The sequence below is a fragment of the Roseateles sp. Mitsp63 genome, assembly GCF_059491535.1.
The window spans coordinates 3,064,334-3,078,364 of the sequence record NZ_CP168509.1; the positions used below are offsets into that span (position 1 = coordinate 3,064,334).

The following is a 14,031-nucleotide window of genomic DNA, read 5'->3' on the forward strand; positions in this document are numbered from 1 at the left end:
GCGCCCCCTCGAGGGGGCGTCACCAGGCGCCCGGCAAAGCCGGTCGCCGGTGCCCGCTTGGTCAATGCGGCCGAGGCTGAAGCAAGGCAATCAGAAAGAGCGAGTGATGGACAAGTTCACCGTGCACAAGGGCCTCGTGGCCCCGATGGATCGCGAGAACGTCGACACCGACGCGATCATCCCCAAGCAATTCCTCAAGTCGATCAAGCGCAGCGGCTTCGGCCCGAATCTCTTCGACGAGTGGCGCTACCTCGATCACGGCGAGCCGGGTCAGGATCCGGCCTCGCGCAAGCCCAATCCGGACTTCGTGCTGAACCAGCCGCGCTACCAGGGCGCCTCGATCCTGATCGCGCGCGGCAACTTCGGCTGCGGCTCCAGCCGCGAGCACGCGCCCTGGGCGCTGCAGCAGTACGGCTTCCGCGCGCTGATCGCGCCGAGCTTCGCCGACATCTTCTTCAACAACACCTTCAAGAACGGCGTGCTGCCGATCGTGCTGCCGGAGAGCCAGGTCGCGCGCCTGTTCGACGAGGTCTTCGCCTTCCCCGGCTACCAGCTGACCGTGGACCTGGAGCGCCAGGTCGTCGTCAAGCCCGACGGCCAGGAGCTGCCTTTCGACGTCCAGCCGTTCCGCAAGTACTGCCTGCTCAACGGCTTCGACGACATCGGCCTGACGCTGCGCCACGCCGACAAGATCAAGGCCTTCGAGGCCGAACGCATCGCCACCAAGCCGTGGCTCAACAACCGAATTACTCGCTGAGGACCCCATGAAGATCGCAGTCCTGCCCGGTGACGGCATCGGCACCGAAATCGTCGCGGAGGCCGTCAAGGTCCTCAAGGTCCTGGACCTGCCGCTGGACATGGAGACCGCGCCCGTCGGCGGCGCCGCCTACGAGGCCGCCGGCCATCCGCTGCCCGAGGCCACGCTCAAGCTGGCGCAGAACGCGGACGCGGTGCTGTTCGGCGCCGTCGGCGACTGGAAGTACGACAAGCTCGAGCGCGCGCTGCGTCCCGAGCAGGCCATCCTCGGTCTGCGCAAGGCGCTGGGCCTGTTCGCCAACTTCCGCCCCGCGATCTGCTATGAGCAGCTGACGCACGCGTCCAGCCTCAAGCCCGAGCTGGTCGCCGGCCTGGACATCCTGATCATTCGCGAGCTCACCGGCGACATCTACTTCGGCCAGCCGCGCGGCCGCCGCACCGCCGTCGACGGCCACTTCCCCGGCAGCGAGGAAGCCTTCGACACGATGCGCTACTCGCGCCCCGAGATCGAGCGCATCGCCCATGTCGCCTTCCAGGCGGCGCGCAAGCGCAACCGCAAGGTGACCTCGGTCGACAAGGCCAACGTGCTGGAGACCTTCCAGTTCTGGAAGGACGTCGTGACCGAGGTCCACCAGCAGTACCCGGACGTCGAGCTCGAGCACATGTACGTCGACAACGCCGCGATGCAGCTGGTCAAGGCGCCCAAGAAGTTCGACGTCGTCGTCACCGGCAACATGTTCGGCGACATCCTGTCGGACGAGGCGGCGATGCTGACCGGCTCGATCGGCATGCTGCCCAGTGCCTCGTTGGACAAGAACAACAAAGGTCTGTACGAACCGAGTCATGGCAGCGCGCCAGATATAGCAGGAAAGGGGATTGCCAATCCGCTGGCTACAATCCTCTCCGCTGCCATGATGCTCAAGTTCTCCCTCAACCAGCCCGAAGCCGCCGCTCGCATCGAGTCGGCGGTTCAGTCCGTGCTGGCCCAGGGTCTGCGTACCGCGGACATCTGGAGCGAGGGCACCCGGAAGGTGAGCACGCGCGAGATGGGTGATGCCGTCGTGACCGCCGTCACGGCGTCCAAAGGCATCGCCACGTCCATTACCACGACCAAAACCATCAAGAGCTAGCAAGCTCCGGTTCGTCTCGCCCCAACTCACAAACCCGGCGAAGCGAGCCGGGCAGGCTCCCCAGGGTTTGTGACGGTGTTTGGGCGATGCCCGGCAGAGCCGGGTCTTTCAACGAAGGTAAGCAAATGACGACATTGGTTGGTTTGGTGGGATGGCGCGGCATGGTCGGCTCGGTGCTGATGGACCGCATGGCGCAGGAGCGCGACTTCGATCTGATCGAGCCGCTGTTCTTCAGCACCTCGAATGCCGGCGGCACCGCCCCGTCGTTCGCGAAGAACGAGACCGCGCTCCAGAACGCGTTCGACCTGTCGCAGCTCAAGCGCTGCGAGATCATCATCACCTGCCAGGGCGGCGACTACACCACCGAGGTCTATCCCAAGCTGCGCGCCGCGGGCTGGAATGGCCACTGGATCGATGCCGCGTCCTCGCTGCGCATGGCGGACAACGCCGTGATCGTGCTGGACCCGGTCAACATGCCGGTGATCAAGAATGCGCTGGCCAAGGGCGGCAAGGACTGGATCGGCGGCAACTGCACCGTCAGCTGCATGCTGATGGGCGTGGGCGCGCTGTACAAGGCCGGTCTGGTCGAGTGGATGTCGACGCAGACCTATCAGGCCGCGTCGGGCGGCGGCGCGCAGCACATGCGCGAGCTGCTGACCCAGTACGGCACGCTGAACGCCGCCGTGCGTTCGCTGCTCGACGACCCGAAGAGCGCCATCCTCGAGATCGACCGCCAGGTCATCGCCAGGCAGCGCGCGCTGTCGGGTGACGAGGTCGCCAACTTCGGCGTGCCGCTGGGCGGCTCGCTGATCCCGTGGATCGACAAGGACCTGGGCAACGGCCAGTCCAAGGAAGAGTGGAAGGGCATGGCCGAGACCAACAAGATCCTCGGCCTGGGCGAGGGCTTCGGCTCCGCCGCGATCCCGGTGGACGGCTTCTGCGTGCGCGTCGGCGCGATGCGCTGCCACTCGCAGGCGCTGACCTTCAAGCTCAGGAAGGACGTGCCGCTGGATGAGATCGAGGCCATGATCGCCGCCGACAACGACTGGGTGAAGGTCGTGCCCAACACCCGCGAGGCCACGATCAAGGACCTGACGCCGGTGGCCGTCACCGGCACGATGACCATCCCGGTGGGCCGCATCCGCAAGCTGGCGATGGGTCCTGAGTACCTCGGCGCGTTCACGATCGGTGACCAACTGCTGTGGGGCGCCGCGGAACCGCTGCGCCGCATGCTGCGCATCCTGCTGGATCGCTGAGGCTGCCCGCACGGGTTCGGCGCATCCTGCGCCCATCCCGCGCCCATCCGGTGAAAGCGGTGGCACTGCCACCGCTTTTTTTCCGTCTGATTAGGGATTGCCAGGAGTCGCGCCGCGTTGCCTTCTAGCGACAAGGCCGTAACGACCTGTGAATCAAGGCTAGCTCATCGATGTTATTCATGAGCTACCTCAGCAACGATGCGTATATGCTTGCCACCGTTGTGATTTTCTACCGCGGGAAGGGCTGGGAGCCTGCGCGGGCGCATCAGCCGCACAACAACAATACGTCATGACAAGCGGTCCGCAGGGTGGGCCGCTTTGTTGCTTTGGGGGACGCCTTGAAAAAACATGCGAGCGCATATGCGCGATTTGCGCTGAGCCAGGTGGCCGCGGTCACCGCGTTGGGACTGGCGGCGGGCTCTGCCTGGGGTCTGGGACTGGGGAAACTGACGGTGCAATCGGCGCTCGGCGAAACGCTGCGCGCCGAGATCGACGTCAGCAGCCTGAGTCCGGAGGAGGCCAGTTCGCTCAAGCTGCGCGTGGCGCCGCCGGAGTCCTACCGCGCCTCGGGCCTGGACTACAACGGCGTGCTGGCCAGCACGCAGGTCCAGCTCGCGCGCCGCGCCGACGGCCGGCCCTACCTGAGACTGAGCAGCGACCGCGCCATCCAGGAGCCGTTCGTCGACGTCATCCTCGAGCTGAACTGGTCCAGCGGCCGCCTGACCCGTGAGTTCACGCTGCTGTTCGATCCGCCGAGCAACGGCAACGTCGCCCGCGCGCCCGAGGCGACCACCTCGCCGGTGATCTCGGCGCCCGCGCCATCGCCGGCCGCCGCGCCGGCCGCGCCGGTGGCCCGCACCCAGCCGCCGGTGGCGTCCGCCCCGGCCGCGCCGGTGAGCCAGCCGCCCGCGCCGGCCGTGACCGCTCGCGCGCCGCGTCCCGCGCCGGCTCCGTCGCCCGCCGCGGCGCCGGGACCGAACGCCGGAGCCTCCGAATACACCGTCAAGCCCGGCGACACGCTGTCGCGCATCGCGGGCCGCACGCAGCCCTCCGGCGTCTCGCTGGACCAGATGCTGGTGGGCCTGTATCGCAGCAATCCGGATGCCTTCATCAACAGCAACATGAACCGGCTGAAGTCGGGCGCGGTGCTGTCGGTGCCGGGCAGCGACACGGTCCAGTCCATCACGCCGCAGGAGGCGCGCCGCGTCATCCAGGCGCAGAGCAGCGATTTCGGCGGCTACCGCCAGCGCCTGGCCGAAGCCGCGCCGACGCTCAAGCCCGACGAGAACGCCCGCCAGGCCAAGGGCTCGGTGCAGGCCGCCGTCGAGGACCGCAAGCCGGCGACCTCGGCCACGCCGGACAAGCTGACGCTGAGCAAGCCCAAGACCGCGGGCGGCGAGGCCAAGGTCTCGAAGGAAACCGAGAAGAAGGATTCCGCCGCGCGCGTCGCCGAGCTGACCCGCAACGTCGAGGAGCTGAAGAAGCTCTCCGCCGCCACGAAGGCGTCCGCGCCGGTGGCGGCTACGGCCGCCGCGCCGGCCCCCGCACCGGCTCCGGCCCCGGCCCCGGCTCCGGCTCCGGCTCCCGCGCCGGTGGTCGCTTCCGCGCCCGCCGTGAATGTGGCGGCCAACGTGCCTGCCGCTGAAACCGCCGCCAGCGCCTCCTCCGCGGTCGCGGCCGTCACGCCGGCGTCGGCACCGGTCGCCGCCTCGGCGCCGCGCGCCGTGCCGGCGCCCAAGCCCGCGCCGGAAGAGCCGGGCTTCCTGGACTCGCTGACCGACTACCTGCCCGCCATCGGCGCGGCGCTGCTCGTGGTGGTCGGCGGCATCGGCTACAACCGCTGGCGCGCCCGCCGCGACGCGGCCTCGCGTTCCGAGACCGCCTTTGCCGAAAGCCGCCTGGCGCCGGATTCGTTCTTCGGCCACAGCGGCGGCCAGCGCGTCGACACGCGTGATGCGTCGACCACCGGCCAGTCGTCGATGAGCTACTCGCTGAGCCAGCTCGACGCGATCGGCGACGTCGATCCGGTCGCCGAGGCCGACGTCTACCTGGCCTACGGCCGCGACCTGCAGGCCGAGGAAATCCTGAAGGAAGCGCTGCGCGCCAACCCCGAGCGTCTGGCGATCCGCCTGAAGCTGCTCGAGGTCTACGGCAAGCGCCGCGACATCAAGGGCTTCGAGCAGCTGTCGGTGCAGCTGTACGCCGAGACCCGGGGTCAGGGCGAGGACTGGCTGAAGGTCCAGGAACTCGGCCGCCAGGTCGATCCGGACAATCCGCTGTACCAGCCGGGCGGCGCGCCGACGATGTTCGAGAGCGACGATGAGCGCCCCGAGCCGATGAACGCGAGCACGCTGCCGGCCGCTGGCCTGGCCCATCCGGGCGGCGATGCGCTGGCCCGCGCGGCGGCGACCGCCGCGGCAGGCGCGGCTGTTGCCGCGGCCGCTCCCCGCGATGCCGGCCCGTCCAGCCTGATGGACCTGGACCTCGACCTGGACCTGGGCTCGCCCCCGGCCCCGGCGCAGGCGATGGCCGCCACGCAGGCGCTGCCGTCGTCCGGCAGCCAGGCGCCGATGAACATGGACCTGGACCTGAGCACGCCCCCGGCGGCGCCGGCCGCGGCCCATGCCCATGAACTCGAGTTCGACCTCGGCGACCTGGACGACCTCGGCGGCACGCCCGCCGCGTCGCCGGCCGCGCCGTCGGCCGATTCGCTGGACTTCGACCTGTCGAGCATCGACCTGGACCTGCCGGCCGCCACCCCGGCCAGCCGCGACGAGCGCACGATCAGCAAGGTCGGCGACATCGAGGACATCCCCTCGGTCGACCTGCCCGACCTGGACGCGCTGCCCGACCTCAAGCCGGCAAGCGCCGACACGATGAGTCTGGACGACCTGGGCGTCGACCTGGACAGCATCGATCCGAACGACGACGAAGCGCTGCAGCGTCAGCTGGAACTGGCCGAGGAATTCCGCCAGATCGGCGACACCGAAGGCGCCCGCGACGTGCTGCAGGAGCTGGTCGGCAAGGCCGGCGGCCCGCTGCGCGACCGTGCTCAGCAGATGCTGGACCAGCTTCGCTAAACTGCGGGTCCTTCGCGACAAGGCGCTCGGCCCTGGCCGGGCGCCTTTTCTTTTTGGGGCGCCCGCTGCGCGTCCTCCCTTCCTGAGATCCGGAGACCTGCATGCGCGTGGCGCTGGGCGTGAGTTACCGCGGCGAGGCCTACAAGGGCTGGCAGAGCCAGCCCGGCGGCGGCACCGTGCAGGACGCGCTGGAAGCGGCGCTCGCGCAGTTCGCCGCGCAGCCGATCCGCACCATCTGCGCCGGCCGCACCGATACCGGCGTGCACGGGCTCAACCAGGTCGTGCATTTCGACTCGCCGGTCGACCGCGAGCCGTTCTCGTGGGTGCGCGGCGTCAACCGCTACCTGCCGCGCGACATCGCGATCCAGTGGGCCGCCTTCCCCGGCGAGGACTTCCATGCGCGCAACCTGGCGCGCGGCCGGCGCTATTGGTACCTGCTGCTGGAGTCCAACGTGCGGCCCGCCATCGAGGCGCACGGCGTCGGCTGGACCTTCCGCCCGCTGGACGGCGACGCGATGCGCGACGCGGCCCGGCGGCTGGTCGGCGAGCACGACTTCAGCTCCTTCCGCTCGGCGGAATGCCAGGCGGCCTCGCCGGTGAAGACGCTGCATCGGATTTCCGTCGAGAAGCGCGGCGCCTACTGGCGCTTCGAGTTCGACGGCATCGCCTTCCTGCATCACATGATCCGCAACATCATGGGCTGCCTGGTCGCGGTGGGGGCCGGGCAGCAGCCGCCCGCATGGATGGACGAGGTGCTGGCGGCGCGCTCGCGCGACGCGGCGGCGCCGACCTTCCCGCCGGACGGCCTGTACTTCGTCGGTCCCACCTACGACGATCACCTGAACCTGCCGCGGCACACCGCCGCGATGGACTGGCTCCCGTGAGCGCCGGTCCCAGCGCCTGGAAAGACTCCGCCCCATGAGCCGAACCCGAATCAAGATCTGCGGCCTGACGCGTGAAGCCGATGTCGACGCGGCCGTCGAGGCCGGCGCCGACGCCATCGGCCTGGTCTTCTACGACAAGAGCCCGCGCGCCGTGAGCGTCGCGCGCGCCGCCGAGCTGGCGCGGCGCCTGCCGCCGTTCGTGACGCCGGTGGGCCTCTTCGTCAACGCGCCGGTCGCCGAGATCGACGCGGCGCTGTCCGCGATCCCCACGCTGACGCTGCAGTTCCACGGCGACGAGGCGCCCGAGGACTGCGACCGCTGGTCGCGCCCTTATCTGCGCGCGGCGCGCATGGCGCCGGGCTTCGATTTGCTAGACTTCGCGACTCGTTTCTCCCGCGCCCAGGCCGTGCTGGTCGACACCTTCGTCGACGGCTACGGTGGAGGCGGAAAGGTCTTCGATTGGTCACTGCTGCCTCCAAGCGTTCCCTCTCCGGTCGTTTTGTCTGGTGGGTTGAGTGCAGCCAACGTGATCGATGGCGTGCGGCAGGTCCGGCCCTGGGCCGTTGACGTCAGCTCCGGCGTGGAGGCCGCCAAGGGCCTCAAGGACGCCGCGAAGATCCGCCAGTTCTGCGATGCCGTGCGCGAGGCCGACCGCCTGAAGTCGGCGTGATCCCTTCCTGATCGCGCGCGGGCATCCTCACCGAGGACCCCTCATGTCCAAGACCATTCCCGATTCGATCCCGTTCGTCACGGGACCGCTGCCCGGCTACGCGCAGCCCGACGCGCAAGGCCGCTTCGGCCCCGTGCCGACGGCCGACGCCCACGGCTACTACGGTGGCCGCTTCGTCGCCGAGACGCTGATCCATGCGCTCGACGAGCTCAATGCGGCCTATGCCCGCTACAGCCAGGACGCGGAGTTCATCCGCGAGTTCCAGTACGAGCTGGCCCACTTCGTCGGCCGCCCGAGCCCGATCTATCACGCCCGCCGCCTGAGCAGCGAGCTGGGCGGCGCGCAGATCTTCCTCAAGCGGGAGGACCTGAACCACACCGGCGCGCACAAGGTCAACAACACCATCGGCCAGGCGCTGCTCGCGCGCCGCATGGGCAAGAAGCGCGTCATCGCCGAGACCGGCGCCGGCCAGCACGGCGTGGCCACCGCCACGATCTGCGCCCGCTACGGCATGGAGTGCGTGGTCTACATGGGCTCGGAGGACGTGAAGCGCCAGTCGCCCAACGTCTACCGGATGAACCTGCTCGGCGCCAAGGTCGTGCCGGTCGAGTCCGGCTCCAGGACGCTGAAGGACGCGCTCAACGAGGCGATGCGCGACTGGGTCACCAACATCGAGTCGACCTTCTACATCATCGGCACCGTGGCCGGCCCGCATCCCTATCCGATGATGGTGCGCGACTTCCAGCGCATCATCGGCGGCGAGTGCCTGATCCAGATGCCCGCGATGACCGGCCGGCAGCCGGATGCGGTCATCGCCTGCGTCGGTGGCGGCAGCAACGCGATCGGCATCTTCTATCCCTACATCCCCCACCAGGACGTGCGCCTGATCGGCGTCGAGGCGGCGGGGCAGGGCGTCGACACGCCCAGGCACGCGGCCACGCTGAGCGCGGGTTCGCCGGGCGTGCTGCACGGCAACCGCACCTACCTGCTCCAGGACGGCGCGGGCCAGATCATCGAGACCCACTCGATCTCCGCCGGCCTGGACTATCCCGGCGTCGGCCCCGAGCACGCCTACCTGAAGGACATCGGCCGCGCCGAGTACGTCGGCGCCACCGATGCCGAGGCGCTCGCCGCCTTCCACCGGCTGTGCCGCACCGAGGGCATCATCCCGGCGCTGGAATCGAGCCACGCGCTCGCGCACGCGATCAAGCTCGCGCCGACGATGCGTCCCGACCAGCACCTGCTGGTGAACCTGTCCGGCCGCGGCGACAAGGACATCGGCACCGTCGCCGACCTGTCGGGCGCCGAGTATTTCGACCGGCCCTCGATGGCCGGCCATGCCGTGAAGGGAGGTGCCCGATGAGCCGCATCCAGGCCACGTTCGCGCGGCTGGCCGCCGCGGGCCGCAAGGCGCTGATCCCCTATGTCACCGCCGGCGATCCGTACGCCGACGTGACGGTCGAGCTGATGCTGGCGATGGCCAAGGCCGGCGCCGACGTGATCGAACTGGGCGTGCCGTTCTCCGACCCGATGGCCGATGGCCCCGTCATCCAGCGCGCCAGCGAGCGCGCGCTGCTCAAGGGCATCACGCTGACCCAGGTGCTGGAGATGGTGCGCGCCTTCCGCCAGCAGGACGCGGACACGCCGGTCGTGCTGATGGGCTACGCGAACCCGGTCGAACGCTTCGGCCTGGACCGCTTCGTCACCGAAGCCCAGGCGGCCGGCGTCGACGGCGTGCTGGTCGTCGACTATCCGCCCGAGGAGTGCGAAGCCTTCGCCACCGCGCTGAAGGCCAAGGGGCTGGATCCGATCTTCCTGCTGGCGCCCACCTCCACCGACGAGCGCGTCGAGCGCCTGGGCCGGCTGGCCAGCGGCTACGTCTACTACGTCTCGCTCAAGGGCGTGACCGGCGCCGGCCACCTGGACACCGGCGCCGTCGCCAGCGCCATGCCGCGCCTGCGCCGGCACGTGAAGGTGCCGCTGGGCGTGGGTTTCGGCATCCGTGACGGGGCGACGGCCGCCGCCGTGGCCCGGCATGCGGACGCGGTGGTGATCGGTTCGGCCCTGGTTCAGCTGATCGAGGTGCAATCCAGGGATAATGTCGCGATCCAGGCTGCGGCCTTCATCCGAGACATCCGCGCCGCGCTGGACGCCTGAGCGGGGCAATCTGCCCCGCTTTCGCGTTTCGCGACAGACATAGGAGCCCGCCATGAGTTGGCTTGAGAAACTTCTCCCGCCCAAGATCCAGCAGACCGATCCCGACCAGCGCCGCACGGTGCCGGAAGGCCTGTGGATCAAGTGCCCGTCCTGCGAGACGGTGCTCTACAAGACCGACCTCGAGCAGAACGTCAACGTCTGCCCGAAGTGCGGCCACCACCACCGCATCGGCGCCCGCGCCCGCCTGGACGCGTTCCTGGACGGGGAAGGGCGCTACGAGGTCGGCCAGGAAGTGCTCCCGGTCGACGCGCTGAAGTTCAAGGACAGCAAGAAGTATCCCGACCGGCTCAAGGAAGCGCTGGAGAACACCGGCGAGACCGATGCGCTGATCGTGATGGGCGGCGCGGTGATGAGCATCCCCGTGGTCGTCGCCTGCTTCGAGTTCGACTTCATGGGCGGCTCGATGGGCTCGGTGGTCGGCGAGCGCTTCGCGCGCGGCGTCGAGACCGCGCTGGAGCAGAAGACCCCCTTCATCTGCTTCACCGCCACCGGCGGCGCGCGGATGCAGGAAGGCCTGCTCTCGCTGATGCAGATGGCCAAGACCAACGCCGCGCTGACGCGCCTGGCCAAGGCGAAGCTGCCCTACGTCAGCGTGCTGACCGACCCGACCATGGGCGGCGTCTCGGCGAGTTTCGCGTTCGTGGGTGACATCGTCATCGCCGAGCCCAAGGCGCTGATCGGCTTCGCGGGCCCGCGCGTGATCGAGAACACCGTGCGCGAGAAGCTGCCCGCCGGCTTCCAGCGCGCCGAATTCCTGATGGAGAAGGGCGCGATCGACATGATCGTGGACCGCCGCAAGCTGCGCGAGGTCGTGGCCCGCAACCTGGCCATCCTCCAGCGCCAGAGCGCCGACGCGGTCGCCTGACGCAACCAGGCGGTCCCGGTACTCAGCACGGCCAGACCGGACCCGGTCTGGCCGTCTTCATTTGAGCCTTGGACATTCCGATGACTTCTTCCCCGAACGACCTGTCGATCCCGCAACTGGCCCCGGGCGGCGATGCCCAGCAGGCGCTGGAGGCCTGGCTGTCGCGCTGCGAACGGCTGCACCCCAAGGAGATCGACATGACCCTGGCCCGGGTCGCCGAGGTGCGCGACCGGCTGGGCCTGCGCTTCGGCGCCGACACGCCGGTGGTGATGGTGGCCGGCACCAACGGCAAGGGCTCGACCTGCGCGATGCTGGAGAGCATCGCGCTGCAGGCCGGCTACCGCGTCGGCCTCTACATCAAGCCGCACCTGGTGCACTTCCAGGAGCGCTGCCGCGTCGGCGGCGCGCCGGTGGACGCGGCCTCGCTGCTGCCGCACTTCGAGGCGGTCGAGCAGGCCCGCGGCGAGCTGACGCTGACCTACTTCGAATTCACCACGCTGGCGATCCTGCACCGCCTGGCCTCGGAGCCGCTGGACCTGGTGATCCTGGAGGTCGGCCTGGGTGGCCGGCTGGACGCGGTCAACGTGATCGACGCCGATTGCAGCGTCATCACCAGCATCGACCTGGACCACACCGAGTACCTCGGCCCGGACCGCGAGTCGGTCGGGCGCGAGAAGGCGCACATCATGCGGCCGGGCAAGCCGGCGATCGTCTCCGACCCGATGCCGCCGGCCTCGGTCGCGGCGCATGCCGAAGCCATCGGCGCGGACCTGCGCCAGCTCGGGCGCGATTTCAGCTACTCGGGCGACCGCCAGCAGTGGCAGTGGGCCGGCCGCGCGCGGCGCTACAGCGGCATGTCCTATCCGGCGCTGCGCGGCGTCAACCAGTTGCTGAACGCCTCGGGCGTGCTGGCGGTGTTCGAGGCGCTGTACGAGCGCCTGCCGATCTCCGCCCAGGCCGTGCGGGCCGGCCTCGCGCTGGTGGAGCTGCCGGGGCGCTTCCAGGTGATCCCAGGCTCCCCGATGCTGGTGCTGGACGTGGCGCACAACCCGCACGCGGTGGCGGCGCTGGCGCAGAACCTGGATCAGATGGGCTTCTATCCGCGAACGCGCGCGGTATTTGGCGCGATGGCCGACAAGGACCTGGCCAACATCCTGGCCCGGATCTCGCCGCTGATCGACCACTGGCATTTCTGCGACCTGCCGATCGCCCGTGCGGCGACCGCCCAGGCGCTCGAGCAGCGCTTCGGCGAGGCCCGCGCGGCGGGCGCGCTGCAGACGCCCAAGGCGGTGGGGCATTCGCTGCATCCGGACCCGATGGCGGCCCTGTCCGCGGCGGCGGCCGAGGCGGACCCCGCTGATAGAATTTTGGTCTTCGGTTCGTTCTTCACCGTGGGCGGCGTGCTCAAGCATGGCATCCCGAGACTGGGCAGCGGCGTCCAGCCGGAATCCCAGCCTTGATCCGGCTTCCGTTGAACGCATCGCAACGCTGCATTCGAACCTGTCGCAGTTGAAGCCGGCGGCCCTGACCGTAGATGCGGAAGGGCCGCTTTCCGCTCCAGAGGCGGCTTCAGTCCGGTGATCCCGCGGCAACAACCAGGCCTTCCGATTCCATGGGTTTTCTGTCCTTCCTGAAGCGCGGCGAAGCGAACGACTCCGGTGACCGAGGCGCCGAGCGCGATCGGGGCCGTTCCGGCGACGGCGGGCGTGGCCGCGGACGTGGCGGCGCGGACGCGGTCGATGACGTCCAGCAACTGCGCCTCAGGGCCCGCCGCCGGCTGATCGGCGCGGCGGTGCTGGTGGGCATCGCGGTGATCGTGTTCCCGCTGCTGTTCGAGACCCAGCCCCGTCCGATTCCGGTGGACCTCCCGATCGACATCCCGCGCAAGGACGGCGCCGTGCCGCTGGCGATTCCCGCCCCGGCGGCGCAGACGCCGCGCGCGGCGACCGATGGCGACGCCGGCCGCGGCATCATCACCGAGACCCCCGAGCAGGCCGCCGCCGACCGCGCCGTGCCGCCGCCGGCGCGCGTCGCCCAGGCCGTGCCGGTGCCGGACCCGGTGCCGCCCGCGCGCACCGAACCCAAGCCCGAAGCCAAGCCCGAAGCCAGGCCTGACGCCAAACCCGACGCGAAACCGGACGCCAGGCCCGAGCGCGCCGAGCCCAAGCCCGAGCGCAAGCCCGAACCGAAGGTGGCCGAGGCCAAGCCCGAACGCAAGCCCGAGCCCAAGCCGGACCCGAAGCCGGCGGAGGCCAGGTCCGACCACCGCACCGCCGACTCGGCCCGCGCGCAGGCGCTGCTGGAGGGCCGCGCCGCGCCAGATAGAAAACCCGATGCCGCCGCCTCCGGCGCGCGCTTCATCGTCCAGGTCGGCGCCTATGCCGATGGCAAGGCCGCGCAGGACGTGCGCGCCAAGGTCGAGCGCATGGGCCTGAAGACCTACACGCAGGCGGTCGACACCGCCGATGGCAAGCGCGTCCGCGTCCGCGTGGGCCCGTTCAACTCGCGGGACGAGGCCGACAAGGCCGCGGCGAAGGTCCGCGGCGGTGGTCTCGCTCCCGCCGTGCTGACGCTCTGACCGGCCGGCACGGAGATCGCCCGATGGACCGCCATGACCCTCTCAAGCCGAACCGGTCGCCCCGATGAACTGGGTCGACCTTGCGCTGCTGGCCCTGGTGGCCGTGTCCGTGCTGCTGGGCGCGTGGCGCGGCCTGGTCTTCGAGGTGATGACGCTCGCCGGCTGGGCGGTGGCCTACGTGGCGGCGCCCTACGTCGCGCCGATGGTCGAGCGCTTCATTCCCCTGGACAGACCGGGCCCGGCGATGGCCCATGCGATCGGCCTGGTGCTGGCCTTCGTGCTGGTGCTGCTGATCTGGGGCATCGGCGCGAAGCTGATCCGGGCGCTGATCCACGCGACGCCGCTGGGCGTGCTGGACCGGCTCGGCGGCGCGGGCTTCGGCGTGCTGCGCGCGGCGCTGCTGGCGCTGCTGGCCACCGTCATCGTCGGCATGACGCCGGCCGCGAAGTCGGCGGCGTGGACCGGGTCCCAAGCCGCCCCATGGCTGCAGGCGGCGCTGGCGCAGGTCCGGCCGCTGCTGCCCGAGGCCCTGCACGACTACATTCCGGCCTGAGCGTCACGAGCGCCCCGGCCTTCGCTTTCCTCCCGTTCCCAG

General features: G+C 70.0%; 12 protein-coding genes. All 12 read left to right on the top strand.

Going from position 1 to position 14,031, the window contains the following annotated elements; translation table 11 throughout:
- The first annotated feature begins 106 nt into the window (after window positions 1-106).
- The 12 genes from leuD (at window position 107) to ACEN96_RS13645 (ending at window position 13,989) form a co-directional block, all read left to right on the top strand.
- The gene (gene leuD, locus ACEN96_RS13590; RefSeq protein ID WP_495588519.1) at window positions 107-757 is read left to right on the top strand and encodes a 3-isopropylmalate dehydratase small subunit; all 651 of its coding nucleotides are present in this window, start codon (window positions 107-109) and stop codon (window positions 755-757) included.
- Window positions 758-764: 7 nt separating this feature from the next.
- Window positions 765-1,886 (top strand): 3-isopropylmalate dehydrogenase, encoded by a 1,122-nt coding sequence (gene leuB, locus ACEN96_RS13595; protein WP_495588520.1) that lies wholly within the window; start codon window positions 765-767, stop codon window positions 1,884-1,886.
- 125 nt (window positions 1,887-2,011) lie between these two features.
- A complete protein-coding gene (asd, locus tag ACEN96_RS13600; RefSeq protein WP_495588521.1) occupies window positions 2,012-3,142 on the top strand; it encodes an aspartate-semialdehyde dehydrogenase in 1,131 nt (376 codons plus the stop codon).
- 383 nt (window positions 3,143-3,525) lie between these two features.
- On the top strand, window positions 3,526-6,222 hold the full coding sequence (locus ACEN96_RS13605; RefSeq protein ID WP_495588522.1) for a FimV/HubP family polar landmark protein: 2,697 nt from the start codon (window positions 3,526-3,528) through the stop codon (window positions 6,220-6,222).
- 101 nt (window positions 6,223-6,323) lie between these two features.
- Entirely contained in the window at window positions 6,324-7,106 is a 783-nt protein-coding gene (gene truA / locus ACEN96_RS13610) for a tRNA pseudouridine(38-40) synthase TruA (RefSeq protein WP_495588523.1), read from the top strand.
- Window positions 7,107-7,140: 34 nt separating this feature from the next.
- Window positions 7,141-7,776, top strand: a complete 636-nt coding sequence (locus ACEN96_RS13615; protein ID WP_495588524.1) for a phosphoribosylanthranilate isomerase — start codon at window positions 7,141-7,143, stop codon at window positions 7,774-7,776.
- 43 nt (window positions 7,777-7,819) lie between these two features.
- Complete coding sequence (gene trpB, locus ACEN96_RS13620; RefSeq protein WP_495588525.1) at window positions 7,820-9,139, top strand: tryptophan synthase subunit beta; 1,320 nt, start codon at window positions 7,820-7,822, stop codon at window positions 9,137-9,139.
- Window positions 9,136-9,933, top strand: coding sequence for a tryptophan synthase subunit alpha (trpA, locus tag ACEN96_RS13625; RefSeq protein WP_495588526.1), 798 nt, complete (start codon window positions 9,136-9,138; stop codon window positions 9,931-9,933). The genes trpB and trpA overlap by 4 nt, the downstream gene beginning before the upstream one ends.
- Before the next feature lie 52 nt (window positions 9,934-9,985).
- Window positions 9,986-10,858, top strand: a complete 873-nt coding sequence (gene accD / locus ACEN96_RS13630) for an acetyl-CoA carboxylase, carboxyltransferase subunit beta (protein ID WP_495588527.1) — start codon at window positions 9,986-9,988, stop codon at window positions 10,856-10,858.
- A gap of 80 nt (window positions 10,859-10,938) precedes the next feature.
- A complete protein-coding gene (gene folC / locus ACEN96_RS13635; RefSeq protein ID WP_495583639.1) occupies window positions 10,939-12,318 on the top strand; it encodes a bifunctional tetrahydrofolate synthase/dihydrofolate synthase in 1,380 nt (459 codons plus the stop codon).
- 152 nt (window positions 12,319-12,470) lie between these two features.
- Entirely contained in the window at window positions 12,471-13,436 is a 966-nt protein-coding gene (locus tag ACEN96_RS13640) for an SPOR domain-containing protein (protein ID WP_495583640.1), read from the top strand.
- Window positions 13,437-13,500: 64 nt separating this feature from the next.
- The gene (locus tag ACEN96_RS13645; protein WP_495583641.1) at window positions 13,501-13,989 is read left to right on the top strand and encodes a CvpA family protein; all 489 of its coding nucleotides are present in this window, start codon (window positions 13,501-13,503) and stop codon (window positions 13,987-13,989) included.
- The last annotated feature ends 42 nt before the right edge of the window (window positions 13,990-14,031 follow it).

Excerpts from the sequence above, each read along its gene's own strand:
- leuD (WP_495588519.1), top strand. The coding sequence starts at position 107 with ATGGACAAGTTCACCGTGCACAAGGGCCTCGTGGCCCCGATGGATCGC.
- leuB (WP_495588520.1), top strand. The coding sequence starts at position 765 with ATGAAGATCGCAGTCCTGCCCGGTGACGGCATCGGCACCGAAATCGTC.
- asd (WP_495588521.1), top strand. The coding sequence starts at position 2,012 with ATGACGACATTGGTTGGTTTGGTGGGATGGCGCGGCATGGTCGGCTCG.
- truA (WP_495588523.1), top strand. The coding sequence starts at position 6,324 with ATGCGCGTGGCGCTGGGCGTGAGTTACCGCGGCGAGGCCTACAAGGGC.
- ACEN96_RS13615 (WP_495588524.1), top strand. The coding sequence starts at position 7,141 with ATGAGCCGAACCCGAATCAAGATCTGCGGCCTGACGCGTGAAGCCGAT.
- trpB (WP_495588525.1), top strand. The coding sequence starts at position 7,820 with ATGTCCAAGACCATTCCCGATTCGATCCCGTTCGTCACGGGACCGCTG.
- trpA (WP_495588526.1), top strand. The coding sequence starts at position 9,136 with ATGAGCCGCATCCAGGCCACGTTCGCGCGGCTGGCCGCCGCGGGCCGC.
- accD (WP_495588527.1), top strand. The coding sequence starts at position 9,986 with ATGAGTTGGCTTGAGAAACTTCTCCCGCCCAAGATCCAGCAGACCGAT.
- folC (WP_495583639.1), top strand. The coding sequence starts at position 10,939 with ATGACTTCTTCCCCGAACGACCTGTCGATCCCGCAACTGGCCCCGGGC.
- ACEN96_RS13640 (WP_495583640.1), top strand. The coding sequence starts at position 12,471 with ATGGGTTTTCTGTCCTTCCTGAAGCGCGGCGAAGCGAACGACTCCGGT.
- ACEN96_RS13645 (WP_495583641.1), top strand. The coding sequence starts at position 13,501 with ATGAACTGGGTCGACCTTGCGCTGCTGGCCCTGGTGGCCGTGTCCGTG.